General features: G+C 72.1%; 17 protein-coding genes. 6 read left to right on the forward strand and 11 right to left on the reverse strand.

Translation table 11 applies throughout. The features are described from left to right. The first annotated feature begins 31 nt into the window (after positions 1–31). Positions 32–1,231, forward strand: a complete 1,200-nt coding sequence (locus tag ACWDZ6_RS07580) for a PucR family transcriptional regulator (RefSeq protein ID WP_451502113.1) — start codon at positions 32–34, stop codon at positions 1,229–1,231. Positions 1,232–1,492: 261 nt separating this feature from the next. Here the strand turns inward: ACWDZ6_RS07580 and ACWDZ6_RS07585 are convergent, their stop codons facing one another. Next, the gene (locus tag ACWDZ6_RS07585; protein WP_451502337.1) at positions 1,493–2,608 is read right to left on the reverse strand and encodes a glycerate kinase; all 1,116 of its coding nucleotides are present in this window, start codon (positions 2,606–2,608) and stop codon (positions 1,493–1,495) included. Between the two features lie 257 nt (positions 2,609–2,865). On the opposite strand from ACWDZ6_RS07585, the gene ACWDZ6_RS07590 reads away from it, so the two are divergent. The 3 genes from ACWDZ6_RS07590 to ACWDZ6_RS07600 all read left to right on the forward strand — a co-directional run bounded on the left by ACWDZ6_RS07590 (position 2,866) and on the right by ACWDZ6_RS07600 (position 5,328). Next, positions 2,866–3,978 (forward strand): ADP-ribosylglycohydrolase family protein, encoded by a 1,113-nt coding sequence (locus ACWDZ6_RS07590; RefSeq protein ID WP_451502114.1) that lies wholly within the window; start codon positions 2,866–2,868, stop codon positions 3,976–3,978. Between the two features lie 60 nt (positions 3,979–4,038). Next, positions 4,039–4,530 carry an NUDIX domain-containing protein gene (locus ACWDZ6_RS07595; RefSeq protein ID WP_451502115.1) on the forward strand — a complete coding sequence of 164 codons (492 nt, stop codon included), beginning with the start codon at positions 4,039–4,041 and terminating at the stop codon, positions 4,528–4,530. Between the two features lie 78 nt (positions 4,531–4,608). Continuing rightward, positions 4,609–5,328, forward strand: coding sequence for an SIR2 family NAD-dependent protein deacylase (locus ACWDZ6_RS07600; protein ID WP_451502116.1), 720 nt, complete (start codon positions 4,609–4,611; stop codon positions 5,326–5,328). Positions 5,329–5,424: 96 nt separating this feature from the next. Here the strand turns inward: ACWDZ6_RS07600 and ACWDZ6_RS07605 are convergent, their stop codons facing one another. The 8 genes from ACWDZ6_RS07605 to ACWDZ6_RS07640 form a co-directional block, all read right to left on the reverse strand. Next, positions 5,425–5,919, reverse strand: a complete 495-nt coding sequence (locus ACWDZ6_RS07605; protein ID WP_451502117.1) for a methylated-DNA--[protein]-cysteine S-methyltransferase — start codon at positions 5,917–5,919, stop codon at positions 5,425–5,427. Between the two features lie 12 nt (positions 5,920–5,931). Continuing rightward, a complete protein-coding gene (locus ACWDZ6_RS07610; protein ID WP_451502118.1) occupies positions 5,932–7,407 on the reverse strand; it encodes an AlkA N-terminal domain-containing protein in 1,476 nt (491 codons plus the stop codon). A gap of 50 nt (positions 7,408–7,457) precedes the next feature. Further along, complete coding sequence (locus ACWDZ6_RS07615; protein WP_451502119.1) at positions 7,458–7,991, reverse strand: O-acetyl-ADP-ribose deacetylase; 534 nt, start codon at positions 7,989–7,991, stop codon at positions 7,458–7,460. Positions 7,992–8,010: 19 nt separating this feature from the next. After that, on the reverse strand, positions 8,011–9,429 hold the full coding sequence (locus ACWDZ6_RS07620) for a phytoene desaturase family protein (RefSeq protein ID WP_451502120.1): 1,419 nt from the start codon (positions 9,427–9,429) through the stop codon (positions 8,011–8,013). A 103-nt stretch (positions 9,430–9,532) separates the two neighbouring features. After that, positions 9,533–10,354 carry an inositol monophosphatase family protein gene (locus ACWDZ6_RS07625; RefSeq protein ID WP_389181053.1) on the reverse strand — a complete coding sequence of 274 codons (822 nt, stop codon included), beginning with the start codon at positions 10,352–10,354 and terminating at the stop codon, positions 9,533–9,535. A 41-nt stretch (positions 10,355–10,395) separates the two neighbouring features. After that, positions 10,396–12,177: a gamma-glutamyltransferase family protein gene (locus ACWDZ6_RS07630; RefSeq protein WP_451502121.1), complete on the reverse strand. Its 1,782-nt coding sequence runs from the start codon at positions 12,175–12,177 to the stop codon at positions 10,396–10,398. Between the two features lie 27 nt (positions 12,178–12,204). Then, a complete protein-coding gene (locus tag ACWDZ6_RS07635) occupies positions 12,205–13,602 on the reverse strand; it encodes an FAD-binding oxidoreductase (protein WP_451502122.1) in 1,398 nt (465 codons plus the stop codon). 25 nt (positions 13,603–13,627) lie between these two features. Continuing rightward, positions 13,628–14,560 carry an antibiotic biosynthesis monooxygenase gene (locus ACWDZ6_RS07640; RefSeq protein ID WP_451502123.1) on the reverse strand — a complete coding sequence of 311 codons (933 nt, stop codon included), beginning with the start codon at positions 14,558–14,560 and terminating at the stop codon, positions 13,628–13,630. Positions 14,561–14,685: 125 nt separating this feature from the next. Between ACWDZ6_RS07640 and ACWDZ6_RS07645 the strand changes: the two genes are divergently transcribed. Both ACWDZ6_RS07645 and ACWDZ6_RS07650 read left to right on the forward strand, forming a co-directional pair. Next, positions 14,686–15,252, forward strand: a complete 567-nt coding sequence (locus ACWDZ6_RS07645) for a nucleoside deaminase (RefSeq protein ID WP_451502124.1) — start codon at positions 14,686–14,688, stop codon at positions 15,250–15,252. A gap of 290 nt (positions 15,253–15,542) precedes the next feature. After that, positions 15,543–16,334: a TIGR02569 family protein gene (locus tag ACWDZ6_RS07650; protein ID WP_451502125.1), complete on the forward strand. Its 792-nt coding sequence runs from the start codon at positions 15,543–15,545 to the stop codon at positions 16,332–16,334. A gap of 223 nt (positions 16,335–16,557) precedes the next feature. On the opposite strand, the gene ACWDZ6_RS07655 is transcribed toward ACWDZ6_RS07650, so the two are convergent. After that, positions 16,558–17,145, reverse strand: a complete 588-nt coding sequence (locus ACWDZ6_RS07655) for a TetR/AcrR family transcriptional regulator (RefSeq protein WP_326653611.1) — start codon at positions 17,143–17,145, stop codon at positions 16,558–16,560. Between the two features lie 5 nt (positions 17,146–17,150). Next, the gene (locus ACWDZ6_RS07660; protein ID WP_451502338.1) at positions 17,151–18,539 is read right to left on the reverse strand and encodes an amidase; all 1,389 of its coding nucleotides are present in this window, start codon (positions 18,537–18,539) and stop codon (positions 17,151–17,153) included. Positions 18,540–18,551 lie beyond the last annotated feature (12 nt).

Raw genomic sequence — 18,551 nt, forward strand, 5'->3', positions numbered from 1 at the left:
ACGGGCACAAGGGCTGGCATCCTCACAGGTCATGGGTGGTCGCAGAGCGCGCACCGAGCGTGAGTGGTCCGTCCTGGTGAGCGCCGCCCAGGTGCTTCTGGAGCGCGTGCCGCGTCTGACGGACCTGCTCATCGAGCAACTTCAGGCACATTCACCGCAGTTCGATCTCGCTGTGCCGCCGGACGAGCACTGGCAGCAGATCAGCGAGGCGATGCGGTACGGCATCGAAGCGCTGGCCGCGACCCGGTCGGCGCCACGGCGGGACCTCCAGTACGCGGCTCGGCTCGGCCGACGGCGCGCGGAGCAGGGGCTTCCGCTGGATCTGGTGCTGTACGCGTACCGGCACGCGGGCTATCTCGTCTGGGACGAGCTGCTGGAGATCGTCTCCGCGAAGGATCCGGAGGCACTGCCGGTGCTGGTGCATCTGGCGTCCACCATGTGGGCGGGGGTGGACCGGCAGTCGTCGACGGCCGCGGAGGCTTACCGCAGTACGGAACAGGGGATGCAGCGGCGCAGCGACGAGCGCGTGCAGGCGCTGCTGGACGCGCTGCTGGAGGGCAGGTCCACGCCGGGGCTGGCGGCCAGTGCCGCGGCGGGCCTGGACCTGCCGGAGCAGGGGCGGTACGCGGTGGTCGCGGTTCGGGTGGAGCGCGCGGCGGGCCGTGAGCCGTTCCGCCGGGTCGCGGCGTCGGAGGGGTTCCGGTTCTTCTGGCGGATGCGCACGGATTACGAGATCGCGGTCGTCGCGCTGGAGGCGGGGGTGGGGCTGACGGAGCTCGCGGAGGTGCTTCACCGGCACTGCCCGGGTCCTGGCGGGATCAGCCCGGTGGTGCCGGGCCTCGCGGACCTGGGCCTGGCGCGGCGTCTGGCGGAGACGGCCCTGCGTACCTGCGGCCCCGGCGCGCAGCGGATCGTACGCCTCGACGAACGCCTCCCGGCGGCGCTGGTGGTGAGCCAGCCGGAACTGGCGGCGCGCCTGATCGCGGACGTGTTCGGCCCGCTGCTGGACCTGGACCCGGCGGACCGTGCGCTGCTACTGGAGACGCTGGACGCATGGCTGGAGTGCGGGGGCTCGGCGGGCCGGGCTGCCACGCGGCTGTACTGCCACCGGAACACGGTCTTCAACCGCCTGCGGCGTCTCGAACAGCTGACGTCCAGGTCGCTGGGCCGCCCGCGGGACCTGATCGAAATGACCTTGGCACTCGACGCGTTCCGCCTGACCGGGGGGTGATGGGGGGCGGATGACCTTCCCCTGGGTGCACGGCCCTGCGCGGGCGGCTACGCCCGGGTTACCGGTCATGGGCCGGTGGCCGCGCCCCGGGTGCACGGCCCTGTGCGGGCGGCTACGCCCGAGGTGACCGGTCATGGGCCGGTGGCCGTTTGTCTCAGCTGCTCGCTGCGCGCGGCGAAGCCGGCGCCCTGGGGTGCGGGGGCGTGAGCCCCCGCCCCGGCCCTCAGACCGGAGGCCGGGGCGGCGCCCAGGCCCACCGCCTCAGCTCAGGAAGTCCCGCGCGACGTTCTCCGCCACCCGCTCCAGCAGCGGCCCCGCCTCCGCCATGCAGCGGGCCGGGTCCGGTTCCAGTGCCGTGAGGGCGTATGCACGGCCGATGCCCGCGCTGCCCAGCGCCTCCGGTGGCAGGGCCAGGCGGCCGCAGACCGCCACGACCTCGATGCCCCGAGCGCGGGCCGCCGCCGCGACGCCCGCCGGGGCCTTGCCGTGGAGCGTCTGCTCGTCGAGGGAGCCCTCGCCCGTGATGACCAGGGTCGCCCGCTCAAGCGCCGACGCGAAGCCGAGCACGTCGAGCATGACCTCGATGCCCGGCCGGAAGCTCGCGCCGAGGGCGACCAGCGCGCCGTAGCCGATACCGCCCGCCGCACCCGCGCCGGGCAGTTCGGCCTGCTCCGGGCCGAGGACGGACGCGTAGTGCGCCAACGCCGCGTCCAGCGTGGCGACGTCCCCGGGCGTCGCGCCCTTCTGCGGGCCGTACACCGCCGACGCCCCCTTCGGCCCGGTCAGGGGGTTGTCGACGTCGCTCGCCAGGACCAGCTCCACGTCCTTGAAGCGGGGGTCCAGGCCGGACAGGTCGGCGGACGCAAGGTCGCGCAGACCGCCGCCGCCGGGCCCCACCGACGCGCCGTCCGCGTCCAGGAAGCGCCCGCCGAGCGCCGCCAGCATGCCCGCGCCGCCGTCCGTCGTCGCGCTGCCGCCGACGCCGAAGACGATCGTCCGCGCTCCCGCGTCGAGCGCCGCGCGCAGCAGTTCGCCGGAGCCATATGTCGTCGAGGTGAGTGGCGCGAACACGCCGTCCGGGAGGCGCTGGAGGCCCGAGGCCTCCGCCATCTCCACCACCGCGGTGCCATCCCGCAGGGCATACGCCGCTGTCAGGGACTCACCGAGCGGCCCGGTCACCCGGACCTCCCGGCGCTCGAACCCCGCTGCCACCGCGGCGGCGACCGTGCCGTCACCGCCGTCCGCGACGGGCAGGGTCTCGACCGCCAGACCGGGCACCACCCGCTGGAGGCCCGCCGTCACCCGCTCAGCGACCTGTACGGCCGTGAGAGAGCCCTTGAACTTGTCAGCCGCGACGAGCACACGCGCGGGCTGAATAACTGCTCCGTCCGTCACCTTGCTATCCCTTGCTTTCGAACAGGCAGTCGCGCCTCCCCGACCCTATCGGCCAGGTCAGAGGGCAGGCCACCCCACCATGGCACGACATTCCGCAACATAGTGGGGTGCTGCCCGGTGGCCGGCGTCCGCGAGCCGGGCAACGGGCGCACCGCCCGGCCGCCGTCGCCGCCCGGCCGCCGAAACCTCCATGCCCCCACCACCGCGCGGTTCGGGCGCCGATTCGGTAAACCGGACGTATGGGCCTTCAGCGCGCCGACCTCGCCGACCGGATCCTCGGCGGCTGGCTGGGCAGAGTCGCCGGCAACATGCTGGGCAAACCCGTCGAGCGCGGCGACCACTGGACCCGCGACCGCATCGACCGCTATCTGCGCCGCACCGACGCCCTTCCGCTCACCGACTACCTCCCCGAGCCGCCGCCCGACGCGGACGCCGACGAGTTCGAGCTACGTCCCGAGTGGCGCCAGTGCGTACGGGGCCGGATCCACGGCAGTTGCAGGGACGACGACGTGGACTACACGATCCTCGGCCTGCATCTCCTTCGGACCCACGGCTTCGGCTTCACGACCGAGCAGGTGGGCGAGGCATGGCTGCTGCATCTCCCGTTCCTGCAGACGTTCACCGCCGAGCGGGCCGCCTACCGCAACCTCGCGAACGGCCTCAGACCCCCGCTCACCGCCACGCACGACAATCCCTACCAGGAGTGGATCGGCGCCCTCATCCGCGCCGACATCTTCGGCTGGACCTCCCCCGGCGATCCGCGCCGCGCCGCCTCGCTCGCCCGCCGCGACGCGGTCCTCTCCCACACCGGCAACGGCGTGTACGGCGCGATGTGGGCGGCAGCCCTGATCGCCGCCGCGTTCACCGCCAAGACCCCGCGCGAGGCGATCGAAGCGGCCCTGGAACACATCCCCGCGAGCTGCCGCCTCGCCCGCGCGGTACGCCATACCGCAGCCCTGCACGCCACCGGGACGTCCTGGTCCGACACGCTCACCGAGCTGGCCGCGCAGACGGGCGGCCTCGGCTGGATCCACACCGTTCCGAACGCCGCGGTCATCACGGCCGGACTGCTGTACGGCGCAGGGGACTTCACCGCGACCATCGGCCTCACGGTCCGCGGAGGTCTGGACACCGACTCCAACGGGGCGACGGCGGGCTCGGTGGCGGGTGTGCTGTGCGGGGCCTCCGCCATCCCGCCGCAGTGGACGGAACCGCTGGAGGACCGGGTGCGCAGCGCGGTGTTCGGGTTCGACGGCGTACGGATCAGCGAACTGGCGGAGCACACGGTGCGGTTGGCGGCGGACTCCGCCGGGCCGGAGCGTTCGTCGCCGACCGCACCGACATCCTGGTGACCCGCGAACGCCCTCCGGGCGTCAGGGGCCGCCCTTCTGCATCCCGTTACGCTTCCCCGAGTGACCACTCCTGACTACGCCACGTACATCGCCTCCCTGCCCCGCATCCTCGCCGGCGCCGCCGCTCTCATCCGTGACGGCCAGGGGCGTGTGCTGATCGTCGAACCCAACTACCGTGCCGGCTGGGCGCTGCCGGGCGGAACCATCGAGTCGGACCGGGGCGAGACCCCGCGACAGGCGGCGCGGCGGGAGACGCTCGAGGAGATCGGGCTCGATGTGGAGCCGGGCGCACTGCTGGCGGTCGACTGGGTGCCCGGCGAGGCGAGGCCGCCCATCGCCGCGTATGTGTACGACGGCGGGGTGCTGACCGAGGCGCAGTTCACGGCGATCCGGCTGCAGGAGGAGGAGCTGGTTTCCTGGCGGCTGGTGCCCCGTGACGAGATCCGCGAGTACCTTCCGGGGTCGCTGGGCCACCGGGTGCTGGCCGCTCTCGACGCTCTGGAGACGGGCAGCGGGACGGTGGAGCTGGAGAACGGGCAGCGGCCCGCCTGACCGCGCGGACCGTCGGGCTGCTCCAGGGCGGTCAATATCGGCTCGCCGCCGCGAGGGACCGCTGCGTAGGCTCGCCACATGACTCTCGTCGCGATCCTCAGCGGCGCCGGCATCTCCACGGACTCCGGCATCCCCGACTACCGCGGGCCGGACGGTCTGTGGCGGCGCGATCCGGAGGCCGAGAAGCTCGTCACGTACGAGTACTACATGGCCGATCCGGAGATCCGCCGCCGCTCCTGGGTGATGCGGCGCGAAAGCACGACCTGGCGCGCCGAGCCGAACTCCGCACACCATGCCGTCGCCGAGCTGGACCGGAAGCCCGGGTTCGCCGTCCGGGTGATCACCCAGAACGTCGACGGACTGCACCAGTTGGCGGGCATGCCCGCCCGCAAGGTGCTCGAACTGCACGGCACGGCACGGACGGTGGTCTGCACGCGCTGCCAGGCCCGCTCCTCGATGAAGGACGCGCTGGCCCGGGTCGAGGCGGGCGAGGAGGACCCGCCGTGCCTGGCGTGCGGTGGGATCCTGAAGTCCGCGACGGTGATGTTCGGGCAGCGGCTCGACCCGGCGGTGCTGGCCGAGGCGATGGGGATCGCGAAGGCGTGCGAGGTCTTCATCGCGGTCGGTACGAGCCTGCAGGTCCAGCCTGCCGCCTCGCTGGCGGGCATCGCGGCGGAGCACGGGGCGCGGCTCGCCATCGTGAACGCGGAGCCGACGCCGTACGACGAACTGGCGGACGAGATCGTGCGCGAGCCGATCGGCACGAGCCTGCCGGCGCTGCTGAAGCGGCTTGCGTAGTCCGGTGCGTCCGGAGTCTCGTTGGTCACCGGGCCCGCCCGGCAGCCGGTCGTCCTCAATCGCCGGACGGGCTTGAACATCGGACGGGCCTGAACATCAGAACAGCACGTCGTCCGGCATGCCGGACTCGAACGCCAGCAGCCGCTGCTTGCGGTCGAGTCCGCCGCCGTAGCCGACCAGGCTGCCCGTCGAACCGATGACCCGGTGGCACGGCACGATGATCCCGATCGGGTTCTTGCCGTTGGCCAGTCCCACCGCCCGGGAGGCGCCGGGGCTGCCGAGCGCCTCCGCCAGCTCGCCGTACGTACGTGTCTCGCCGTACGGGATCTGCCGCAACTGGTCCCAGACCGCGCGCTGGAAGGGCGTACCGGCCAGCCGCACCGGCAGGTCGAACTCCGTCAGCTCGCGGGCGAAGTACGCATCGAGCTGCCGGATCGTCCCGGTGAACGGCGCGGGATCGGGTTCTCCGAAGGTCTCCTCGTCCGGGCGGTGGCGCTGCTGGACCATATAGAGGCCGCTCAGCACCCCGTCGGTGGCCACCAGGGTCAGCGGGCCGTAGGGGCTGTCGACGACCGTGTGCCGCTTGGTCATGGGTGAACTTCCTTACGCGGGGAGGTGGTTGATGGCATGGCCGTCGGTGGCCCAGAGGTACTGGACGGCGTACGCCCGCCAGGGGCGCCAGGCCGCGGCGCGCTCGGTGAGCGCGGCCGGGGTCGAGGGCAGACCGAGTTCAGCCGCCGCGCGCCGCATCCCGAGGTCTCCGGGCAGGAAGGCGTCGGGGTCGCCGAGGGCGCGCATCGCGATCACCTCGACCGTCCAGGGGCCGAATCCGGGCAGCTCGGTCAGCTGGGCGCGGGCCTGCTCCCAGTCGCTGTCCGGGCCGAGCCGCAGCGAGCCGCCGGCGAGCGCGCCGACGAGGGTCGTCAGCGTGGTGCGGCGGCTGCGGGGCAGCGCCAGGGTTTCCGGGTCCAGCGCGGCCAGTGCCTCGGAGGACGGGAAGAGATGGGTGAGGCCGCCCTCGGGGTCGTCGACCGCCCGGCCGTGCGCGGTGACCAGCCGGCCGGCGTGGGTGCGGGCGGCGGCCGTCGAGACCTGCTGGCCGAGCACCGCCCGTACCGCGAACTCCGCGGCGTCCACGGTCCGCGGCACCCGCCGGCCGGGCGCCTTGTCGACCAGCGGGGCGAGCAGCCCGTCCCTGCGAAGCTGCTCGTCGACGGCGACCGGGTCGGCATCGAGGTCGAGCATCCAGCGGCAGCGGCTGATCGCGATGGTGAGGTCGCGCAGGTCGGTGAGGGAGAGCCGGCAGGCGATGTGGTCGGGCCGCGGGGTGAGGGCGACGATGCCGTGGCCGTACGGGAGGCTCAGGGTGCGGCGGTACGCACCGTCGCGCCACTCCTCGACGCCGGGGACACCGGTCGCGGCGAGATGCCCGAAGAGGTTGCTGGGGTTGAGCGGCGCGCGGTACGGCAGGCGCAGTGCGATCACGCCGGGAGTCCGCGGTGGAGCGGACTTGCTGCGCGCGGCGCGGGTACGCAGTCCGCTCGGGGCCAGCGCGAACACCTCGCGAACGGTGTCGTTGAAGGTGCGGATGGAGGAGAAACCGGCCGCGAAGGCGACCTGGGCCATGGGGAGGCCGGTGGTCTCGATGAGGAGGCGGGCGGTCTGGGCGCGCTGGGCGCGGGCCAGGGCGAGCGGGCCCGCTCCCAGCTCGGCGAGGAGCTGGCGCTCGATCTGCCGGGTGGAGTAGCCGAGGCGGGCGGCGAGGCCGGGTACGCCTTCGCGGTCGACGACCCCGTCACGGATGAGCCGCATGGCGCGTGCGACGGCGTCGGCGCGGGCGTTCCACTCCGGCGAGCCCGGGCTGGTGTCCGGGCGGCAGCGCTTGCAGGCCCGGAATCCGGCCTGCTGGCAGGCGGCGGCGCTCGGGTAGAAGGTCATGTTCTCGACCTTCGGCGGCACCACCGGGCAGCTGGGGCGGCAGTAGATCCGGGTCGTCAGTACGGCCGTGAAGAACCAGCCGTCGAATCGGGCGTCCTTCGACCGGACGGCACGTACGCAGCGCTCGGTGTCGGTGTGCATGGGTCAAGCATCGGGGATGCCGAACGGCTGGAGCTAGCGAGAAAACGACGTCATCCTTGCGCTGCCAGGGCCGTCGCGAACTCCTTGTACGCATGTTCATCGAAGAGCACGAACCGCACCTCGGTGATCGTCGTGGGGGCCGCCGCGCGGACCGTGCGGATCGCTATGCGCGCCCCGTCGTCCATCGGCCAGCCGTAGATGCCGGTCGAGATGGCGGGGAAGGCGACGGTCTCGGCTCCCAACTCGGCCGCCACGCGCAACGATTCGCGGTAGCAGGAGGCGAGGAGGGCGGACCTGTCCTCCTCGCGGGACCAGACGGGGCCCACCGTATGGATCACATGGCCGGCGTCGAGGTTGCCCGCGGTGGTGGCGACGGCCTGGCCGGTGGGCAGCCCCTTGCCGTAACGCGAGGCGCGCAGGGCGCGGCACTCGGCCAGGATCTCCGGGCCGCCGCGCCGGTGGATCGCCCCGTCGACGCCACCGCCGCCGAGCAGCGATGAATTGGCGGCGTTGACGATGGCGTCGACCCGCTGCTGGGTGATGTCGCCGCGTACGAGGGTGATGGCCGGGTCGTGCTGTGTCATACGGCCATGATGCGCCGGTTCAGCGGGCCGCGCGGAGGCGGCGCCACACCGCCTTCGCCGCGTGGTGGCCGGACATGCCGTGCACACCTGGGCCCGGCGGGGTCGCGGAGGAGCAGAGGAATACGGCGGGGTGACTGGTGGCGTACGGGACACGGGCGAGCTTGGGCCGGATCAGCGTCTGGAGTCCGGCATAGGCACCGCAGGCGATGTCGCCGCCGACGTAATTGGCGTTGCGCCGGGCGATCCGGGGCGGGCCGGCGACGGCGCGGGCCAGCACGAGATCGCGGAAACCGGGCGCGAAGCGCTCCAGCTGCCGCTCGATGACCTCGGTGGCGTCCCCCTCCCACCCGGCCGGCACATGGCCGTACGCCCACAGGACATGCTTGCCGGCGGGGGCCCTGGACGGGTCGATCATGCTCGGCTGGGCGGTGATCAGGAAGGGGACCTCGGGGTCGCGGCCCCCGACGGCGGCGGCCAGGGCCGCCTCGATCTCACCGGCCGTGGGGCCGAGGTGGACGGTGCCCGCCGCGCGGGCCTCCTCTGCGGTCCAGGGCACCGGCCCCGACAGCGCATAGTCGATCTTGAAAGCCGAGGGGCCGTACCGGTAGTGCTTGTACGCCTGGCCGAGGTCGGCGATCCGGGCGAGCGCGGTCGGCGAGGTGTCGAAGACGTACGCGCGGGCCGGAGGCAGCTCGTCCAGCCGCTTCACCTCCGTGCCGGTGTGGATCACGCCACCCTGTTCGCGCAGATAGGAGGCGAGCGCGTCGGAGATCGCCTGCGAACCGCCACGCGGCACCGGCCACCCCACCTCATGGGCGGCGAGCGCGAACATCAGGGCGACGCCGCCGGTGGCGAGCCCGCTGGTGGGGGCGATGGCGTGGGCGGCGAGCCCGGCGAACAGGCCGCGAGCCCGCTCGCCCTCGAAGCGGCGCGACAGCCAGTCGGCGGGCTGCAGCGCGGTCAGCCCGAAGCGGGCGAAGCGGTACGGGTCCCGGGGCAACCCGTCCCAGGGCGTGCGCAGCAGGTCGGCGGCGAGGCTTTCCCAGTGGCCGATGTAGGGGGCGACGAGGCGTCGGTACGCTCCGGCGTCGCCGGCACCGAAGGACATGGCGGTCTCCCCGACCGAGCGGCTCAGCACGGCGGCCGTGCCGTCGGGGAAGGGGTGGGCCAAAGGTAGTTCGGGATGCAACCACTCGAGGCCGTGCCGGGCCAGGGGCATGGCGGCGAAGGCGGGCGAGCCTGCGCCGAGCGGGTGGACGGCTGAGCACGGGTCGTGGCGGAAGCCGGGGAGGGTGAGCTCTTCGGTCCTCGCGCCCCCGCCGACCGTCTCCATGGCCTCGTACACCGCCACGGAGAAGCCCCGGCGGGCCAGTTCCACGGCGGCGGTCAGTCCGTTAGGTCCCGCCCCCACGACGACGGCATCGAGCATCGACGGCACCTTCGGACTCCTTTGTCAGCCGATGGCCAAGGTCCCCAGGATATTCCCGGGCACCGACAGTAGGGGCGGCGGTAGCCATACGGGCGTCAGCTCGACCGCCCCCTCATCCCAGCAACAGGCTCCGTACCCGGCGTGCCGTGTCCGCGTCCCGCGCCGCCGTGAACGGGAGAGCATTGCCGCCCACGATGCGGAAGGGTTCGCCCGCCACCGTCGTCTGCGCTCCGCCCGCCTCCGTCACCAGAAGGAGCCCCGCCGCGTGGTCCCATGCGTTCTCCCAGGAAAAGGCAATGGCGTCCAGTTCGCCCCGGGCAACAGCCAGATACTCCAGGCCCGCCGAACCGCAGGGACGACCGTGCACTCCGGGCACGTCCAGGCCCAGAAGTGCGCTCTTCTGGTCCGGGCTCGTGTAGTCCGGGTGGGACATGGCCACCTCGATCACCGCGCCCGGGGCGGGCGAGCCCGAGCGTATGGGCGCGCCGTTGAGCCGGGCGCCGCCGCCCCGCAGCGCGATCGCCATCTCCTCCAGCACCGGGGCGTACGTCCAGGAGGCGAGCACCTCGCCGTGCTGGGCGAGGGCGACCAGCGTGCAGAAACCCGCCTCACCGCGGACGAACTGCCGGGTGCCGTCGACCGGGTCGACGATCCACACGGGCGCGTCACCACGCAGCGCCTCGTACACGGAAGGATCCGCGTGCACCGCTTCCTCGCCGACCACCACGGAGCCGGGGAGCAGCGCGGTCAGTGACGCGGCGAGGTGCTCCTCGGCGAGCCGGTCCGCGGTCGTCACCAGGTCGTGCGGACCGCTCTTCTCGACGATCTCGTGCGCGGCAAGCTGCCGGAATCGCGGCGTGATCTCGGTGGCGGCCGCCTTGCGGACCGCCTCCTCGACGTCGGACAGATCACCGTTCAAAAAGTCATCGATCATGTTTCCAGCTAAGCACGGCCCGCTGACATCGCGCTGTCCGCTCAGCGCCCCACCGCGTAACCCTGCATTCCCCTCGGGTTCGCCGCGGCCGACAGCACGCCCGTACGCGGGTCCCGGGCGACCGCGCACAGCCTGCCCTCCGACCAGCCGTCACCGACCGTCACATCGTGACCACGGAGCCGCAGCTCCGTGATCACATCAGGGTCCGTCCGGGATTCGACGGTCACGCTGCCCGGCCGCGTACCACGTGGGTGGAAGGAGCTCGGAAAACTGTCGTTGTGCCAGCCCGGCGCGTCGATCGCGCCCTGCAGGTCGAGCCCGCCGCGTACCGGCGGACGGAGCGCCACGGCCAGGAAGAAGTGCAGCTGCCACTGGTCCTGCTGGTCGCCGCCGGGCGTTCCGAAGGCCATCACCGGCACGCCGTCGCGCAGTGCGAGCGAGGGCGTGAGGGTGGTGCGGGGCCGGCGGCCCGGGGTGAGGGTGTTGGGCAGGCCGGGGTCGAGCCAGGCCATCTGGAGGCGCGTGCCGAGCGGGAAGCCCAGCTCGGGGACGACGGGATTGGACTGCAGCCAGCCGCCGCTCGGCGTGGCGGCGATCATGTTGCCCCAGCGGTCGACGATGTCGAGGTGACACGTGTCTCCGCGGGTCCCGCCGTCCTTGGCGACGGTGGGCTCACCGACCCCCATGGGGTTGAATCCGGGCTCACCGCCGGCCGCGTCCCCGGCATGCGCGCTCAGTACGGGGGTGCGGCCGGCGGGGCTGCCGGGCCGCAGTTCGTACGAGGCCTTGTAACCGATGAGCGCGCGGCGGCCCGCGTTGTACGGCTCCGACAGGAGCGCCTCGAGGGGCACTTCGGCCGCGTCCCCGTACCAGGCCTCCCGGTCCGCCATGGCCAGCTTGCAGCCCTCGACGAGCAGATGGACGTAGGCGGCCGAGCCGTACTCCGGCAGTTCTTCCGGAAGCAGCGCCAACTGCTGCAGGAATGCGGGACCTTGGCTCCAGCCACCCGCCTTGCACAGGGTCCAGCCGTTCCAGTCGTACGTCGCCGGGGCTTCGTAGGATGCGGACCAGCCGGCCAGGTCGGCCGCCGTCAGCGTGCCCGTGTGGCGTTCGCCGCTGGTGTCCAGGGTGGGGCGGGCGGACTGGCGTACCAGCGCCTCGGCGATGAACCCCTCGCTCCACACCTTCCGCGCGGCCTCGATCCCGGCGACGCGCCCGCCGCCGGACGTCTCGGCGATCAGCCGCCGCCAGGTCGCGGCGAGCGCCGGATTGCGCAGCAGCTCACCGGGGGCAGGGGCCCTGCCGCCCGGCAGGTACACCTCGGCGGACGAGGGCCACTCCGTCTCGAAGAGTTCGCGGACGCTCTCCACGGTCTCGCCGATCCGCTCGACGGGCGGGTGCCCGTCCTCCGCGTATCCGATCGCGTAACGCAGCACGTCGGAGAGGGACTTGGTGCCGTGGTCGCGCAGCAGCACCATCCATGCGTCGAACGCCCCGGGCACGGCGGCGGCCAGCGGCCCCGTACCGGGCACGAGGTCGAGGCCCAGGGAGCGGTAGTGGCCGACGCTCGCTCCGGCGGGTGCGGGCCCCTGCCCGCAGAGCACGCGCACCTCGCCGTCGGCCGGCGCGAGGATGATCGGTACCTCGCCGGCGGGGCCGCACAGATGCGGCTCGACGACATGCAGGACGAATCCCGCGGCGACGGCAGCGTCGTAGGCGTTGCCGCCGTCCTCGAGGACAGCCATCGCGCACTGCGAGGCGAGCCAGTGGGTGGAGGACACCATGCCGAAAGTGCCCTGGAGGGTGGGCCGGGTCGTGAACAACGCGTGTCACCTCGCCGCTTGGAGCTGTCAAGCGGCCCAGGTTATCGATCGCCCGAGGTAGGAGAAGAAGAGGTCCTCGGGGTCGTAGCGCGCCTTCAGCCGGCCCAGGCGGTCCCAGTCGGACGGGCTGAAGGAACGGCGGGCCCGGGAGGGGTCGGCCGTGAGGTCGGCTTCCGCGATGTAGTGGCCCGTACCGAGGGGTTCGACGGTTCGCATGGCATGGCGCAGCCACTCGATGTTGGCCTCGTCGCGCACCGGGGAGTCCCAGATCGCGTACGGGACGACATAGCTGTCGCCGAGAACCGAGAAGGCCATCTCCTGCTGAAGGGTCTTCTCCTGTGAGACCGGTGACACGGGGGCGAGTACGAGGGACTTCTCCGAAGGGGCCGTGGCGACCACAGGGGCGAGCCTGGACAGCAGGATCTCGTAGTCCGCGCCCGACCACAGGGTGTCTGCGCTGCAGCGGTGACCCGTCGGCCACAGGGACCCGGAGGTGTCGTAAAGGGCCTCGAAGGTGGTCGGTTCGTCGGCCTGGCTGAAGATGGCACGGTCGGCGAGCGGGCAGACCCGCAGCGGCCCGAGGGCGCGGGTCGCCTCGTCCTGGCTGTCCGCGAAGGAGGTGGCCGCGACGATGATCACCTTGGGCCTCGGTGTGGCCGCCGACATGGCCGGGTCGGCGGTGCCGAGTACGAAGGACAGCTCGACGGTCGGCGGAAGTTCGGTGGCCGCCGCGGTGGCCCATCGGGTCACGGGTACGACATCCGCCAGTGGAAAGGCGTACGTGGTCGTGACGATGGCCGCCGGGCGTGGGTACAGGGCGAGGCGGAAGCCGGTGACGATCGCGAACAGGCCGGGGCCGGCTCCGCGCGCCGCCCAGAACAGGTCGGAGTTCTCGTTCGCGTCGCAGGTGACGACCTCGCCGGCAGCGGTCACGGCTTCGATCTGCCGCACGCTCGCGCACGCCGGTCCCAGCGCGCCGGAATTCCAGCCGAGGCCGCCGCTGAGGAGATATCCGCCGACGGCGACGGATCCGCAGTGCCCGGTGGGAAAGGCCAGGCCGTAGCGGGAGAGTTCGGCGGCGAGTGTGCCGCCGGTGGCGGCGGGCTGGACGGTCGCTGTCGCGGAGTCCGGGTCGATATGGGTCCGGCCGAGCGCGGAGAGGTCGATGAGCATGCCGCCGTCGCGCAGTGGCGAGCCGCACCAGCTGTGCCCGCCCGACCGTACGGCGATGCGCAGGCCCTCGGAGCGGGCCAGTGCGACGGCTTCCGGGACATCGCGTTCCGAGGCGACCCGGACGATGACATCCGGAAAGCGCGGGGGCTTGATCCCGTTCCACAAAATGCCCTGCCAGGCGCTCTCGTATCCGGGATCGCCCCGCCGGACGATGTCTCCCCCGATAGCCCGCGCCGGCGTCCGTCCGCCCATGATGACCCCATTGGTCGACTAGTCGTCAGTCCGTGGTCAGGCCGAAAATCAAGAGGAAGACAGCCCAGCACAGCATCACGACCAGGGCGCCGGCCACATGCGTACGCGCGGAACGTGCCCGGTCGGGCAGCAGCCAGAATGCGAGGGCGCTGTTGACGAGCGGCATCAGCACCCAGGTCAGGATGGAAACGCTCAGCACATTGGAGATGAACAGGCCCAGATATCCGGGAATGCCCCATTCGTCGAATACCTTTCCCACCGTCAGATTCAGGACCATCACGGTCGGATAGAGCGCCAGGACGACGGACATGGCCTGTTTCCAGTTGGACGGAATCCCTGCCTCGTCGCCCTCCCCGAAGCGGAACCAGCCGCTGAACGCCGACCCGATCTTGCGCACGTCGTACGCGGAGAAGTACTGGTTCCCCTCTTCCAGCAGCTTTTCGCGGTCGGCGGAGGCGAGCCAGTCGTCGAGGTGGTCGCGGGTGTCGTAACGGAAAACAACCACCCACTTGTCCTGGATTCCCTCCACCGGCTCGAACAACTCGGTCCCCCTGAAACCGGGATGCTTTTCCTGCACCTTCAGGACTTTGTCCTGCCACCGCAGGAAGTCGCGTTCCTTTCCCGGCCGCACGGAATGGGAGATGACCGCCGTGACCGCCTCCTGCTCCTGAGGGGCGGGCTCTCCGCCGGCCAGCACCTCTTGCGTCGGGGCACCCTCGAACAGCAGGCGCGCCTCCTCCATGAGGTCGCGGCGAGCACCGGAATCCAGCCATGCGGTCAGCTGCTCGACATGGGCGAACCGGAAGACCACTACCCACTCGTTCTCTTCGGCGGAGTCCGGTGGATACAGTTCCGCGCCCTCGAAGCCGTCAAAGCCCTCGGCTACGTGGTTGGTCTTCTCCTGCCAGCGCTTATAGGCGTCAACCCGGCCCTCCCGGATTTTCTGGGAGGTCACCACGGTCGCCCCGTCGCTGCCCGGGACCCGGCTTGCAGTAACACCCATACGGAGTAGCCTACTACGTAGGGGAGTTATCGGACAATTGGGGGATTCCACCTCAGTGAGCGATGAAGCGGAGGTTTGCCATGGGGCACAAGGAGTTTCTGACCGAGGCGGTACGACTGGCCACCGAATCCGTGGAAGAGGGATGGGGCGGCCCCTTTGGTGCGGTCATCACCCGTGACGGCGAGATCCTGGCCCGCGGGCAGAATCGCGTACTCCTCACCGGCGACCCCACCGCGCACGCCGAAGTGGAGACCATTCGCAAAGCGGTTCAGCGGCTCAACCCCGAGGCGCCCTCCATAGCCCCGGAGCACCAGAACGAGAGCACGCTGGAATACATCGACCGCCCGGAGGGATCTCCCGACCCGATACCGGAGAGGGCCCGGATGCTCAAAGGGTGCTCGATCTACATCAGCGGCGCCCCGTGCCCGATGTGCATGAGCGCCATCTACTGGTCGCGGATCGACAACGTCTATTTCAGCTGCGACTTGAAGGCCACGCGCGAGATCGGATTCGACGACGCCTTCCAGTACGAGGACTTCATGAAGCCCCTCGACGAGCGCAGGATCCAAATCGAGCAGATCCACCCCGAGTTGGGCGCGGCGGCGTACGAGGCGTGGAGCTCGAAGCCCGACCGGCACCCGTACTGAACCGCGGCACCGAACCTCAGCGGTAGCGGATCCCGGCGAACCGGTCGGCGGTGGCCAGGCGCTGACGGCCCGTGGAGCGGCTGGTCGAGACTCCCAGGGGCGGCCCCGTACCCACGAACGTACTGCTCGCTGCTCGACGTCCACGCGGCAAGGTCGGGTTCGCCGCGCTCGGGCCCCAGCGGTTCGAGACGGCATGGCCCGCAGTCGAGTTCGCTGAGGCACCACGAATTCATCGGGTAAGAGGCGAGTGTTCGGCATCTGTGCAGGCTGCCCGCCTACGCTCCCCGTCCATGAGCCGATCCCCCGCCTCCCCTGCCCCGCCTTCCGTTGTGCTCACGGCGTTCGGCGCAGCCGAAGCGCCGGCCCTTCTCCCCGGCGGCCAGGGTTCGGCCTGGCGCTCCGGCACGCTGGTGCTCAAGCCCGTTGCGACGGCGCCGGAGACCGCGTGGCGCGCGGGTGTACTGCACCATCTGCCGGAGACCCCCGGCTTCCGGGTGGCCCGGCCGGTCCCGGCGGCCGACGGATCCTGGGCGGCGCACGGCTGGGAGGCCTGGCGGCTGATCGGCGGATCCAGCGACCCGCACCGCGCGGACGACGTCATCCGGGCGGGCGAGGCATTCCACGCGGCACTGGCGGACCTGCCCCGGCCGCGGTTCCTCGGCGTACGCGACAACCCCTGGTCGCATGCCGAGCGGCTGGCCTGGCAGGAGACCCGGCAGGCCCCGGACTTCCCGCTGCTCGAACCACTGCTCGCCGCACTGCGCCCCGTCTCGGCCCCTGCCCAGATCATCCACGGTGATCTGCTGGGCAATGTGGTCTTCGAGCCCGGCCTGCCGCCCGCGATCATCGACTGGCCGCCCTACTGGCGGCCCGCGGCCTGGGCTTCGGCGGTCGTCGCCGTCGACGCGCTGTGCTTGTACGAGGCCGGGCCCGGGCTGCTCGACCGGTGGGCGCATCTGCCCGACTGGCGTCAACTGCTCGTTCGCGCCCTGATCTTCCGTATCGCCGCCCACGCGACACTCGGCGGCGCGCAGGATGACACGTACCGCCCGGTCGTGGATCTCGTGCTCAACCGCGACTGACCGGTCCGGTCCGGCAACCGATCAACTACCGGCGCGGCAGGTCCCGTTCGGACCCCTGGCGGCCGGGAGGTCTCGGTGATGCGGGCCACGGTCCATGTCCGAGGGCCGGCGGGTGTTCGTCGCCGCCCGGCGTCACGGCGACCGCAATGCCCTCGTGCGGGCACGCTCGACGAGTTCGCTCAGGTCGGCCGCAGGGTCATGCCGCGCGCCGCGATGCGGCCGGTTACCGCCCGACGTCGTGGCTGACCGCGCCCCGCGCGAGCAGCAGCAGCGCGTCGACGAGGTCCTCGGCCGGCCCGCCCGTCGCCAGTCTGCGCAGTTGCAGGCCCATCACCAGCGCCACCGTGGTCGCGGCGAGACGCTCGGCGTCCGGGACGCCGAGGCCGGTGAGAATCTGCGCCGCCAGCCGGTCGTACGCCGCGAACGCCTCGGCGGCCGCTTCCCGCAGCCGCTCGTCCCGGCCGGCCTCGACGTACAGCTCGAAGGGCGCGATGTGCTCGCTGTCGAAGGACGTGCCGCCCGCCACCTGCCCGGCCAGCGCGGCGGCACCCTCGATATCGACGCCGTCGCTCTGGCACTGGTCGGCGAGCTCGGTGAAGCGGCGGGTCTCCTCGCGCACGAAGTGCAGCAGGCTCTCGCGCAGCAGCTCGTGCTGGGTCTCGAAGTGGTACGTGACCGAGCCGAGCGAGACGCCCGCCTCCTTGGCGATCCGCCGGTTGGTGACCGCCGCGACGCCGTCCTTGCCGATGATGTGCAGGACGGCGGTGATGATGCGCTGCCGGGTCGGGGCGGAGCGGGCGGGGTTGGACATGACGGTCATTGTTCCACCGGCACGCTCCCCCTGATCACCGGGGCGGGCGGCCGCTTCTCGTGCCACCGCTGGTCCGCCTCGAGCTGGGCGGCGAGCGAGATCAGTCGCTCCTCGCTGCCGGCCGGCCCGAGCAACTGGGCGCCGACGGGCAGCCCGTCCGCGGTGAGGCCGGCCGGCACATTGACGCCGGGCCAGCCCAGTACGTTCCAGGGCCAGGCGTACGGACACGCGGCCGCCATCGTCGAGTCGGTGCGCCAGGCGCCCATTCGGTCGAAGGTGCCGATCCGCGGCGGCGGCGCCGCGGTGGTCGGGGTGATCACGACGTCGTAGCTGTCGAAGATCGCGCCGATCCTCTGGTGCTGACGCGCCTCACGGGCGCGGGCGGCCCGCACCACACGGCCGCCGAGCCGTCGGCCGTTGCGCATGGCGCTGCGCGTGCGCGGGTCGAGGAGAGCGGGATCGGGGTGCAGGGCCGCGACTTCGGCGATCCCGGCGGTGGCGCGCGGCACGAAGGCGAGGCCGATCAGCCCGTAGCGCGGCCTGGCCTCCTCCACCTCGTGGCCGAGGCGGGCGAGGGCCTCGGCGAGTGCGGTGACGGCGCGGCGCACTTCGGGGTGGGGCATGGCGCGGGTGAGGGTCAGCGGTGGGCGCCAGGCGAGCGCGATGCGCAGCCGGCCCGGATCCCGGCGGGCGGCGGCGGAGGCGTCGATCGCGTCCGGCCGGTGGAGATCCTCTGGGTGCGGGCCCTGCACCACATCGAGGAGCAGGGCGGCGTCGGCGACGGTGCGGGCGAGCGGGCCGTTCACCGCGAGGCCCTGGAAGGCGTCGGTGTAGGGGTACAGGGAGACGCGACCGCGCTGTGGCTTGATGCCGACGAGATGGGACCAGGCCGCGGGGATACGGACCGACCCGGCGCCGTCCGAGCCGAGCGCCGCGGGCACGAGCCCTGCGGCGACGGCGGCCGCGGAACCGCCGGAGGAGCCGCCCGGGGTGTGGTCGGTGGACCAGGGGTTCCGGGTCGCTCCGAAGGCGGGGCCCTCGGTGAACGGCCACTGGCCGAGTTCGCAGGAGTTGGTCTTGCCGACGATCACGGCGCCGGCCGCGCGGAGGCGCCGTACCGCTTCACCGTCCGTGGCGGCCGGGGCGAGTTGACCGTCGCAGCCGAAGAGCGTGGGCAATCCGGCCACATCGGTGTCGTCCTTGACGGCGAGCGGCACGCCGAGGAGCGGCAGCCGCTCCCCCGCCGCCAACCGCCGGTCCGCGTCACGGGCTTCGACCAGCGCCTGTTCTCCGCGCACCCAGCGGAAGGCGTTGATGGTGCTCTGGCTGGCCTGGATACGCTCGATCGCGCTGGTCACCAGCTCTTCTGACGTGGTCCGACCGTCCCTCAACATCCGTACGTGTTC

The sequence above is a fragment of the Streptomyces sp. NPDC002926 genome (assembly GCF_053591755.1).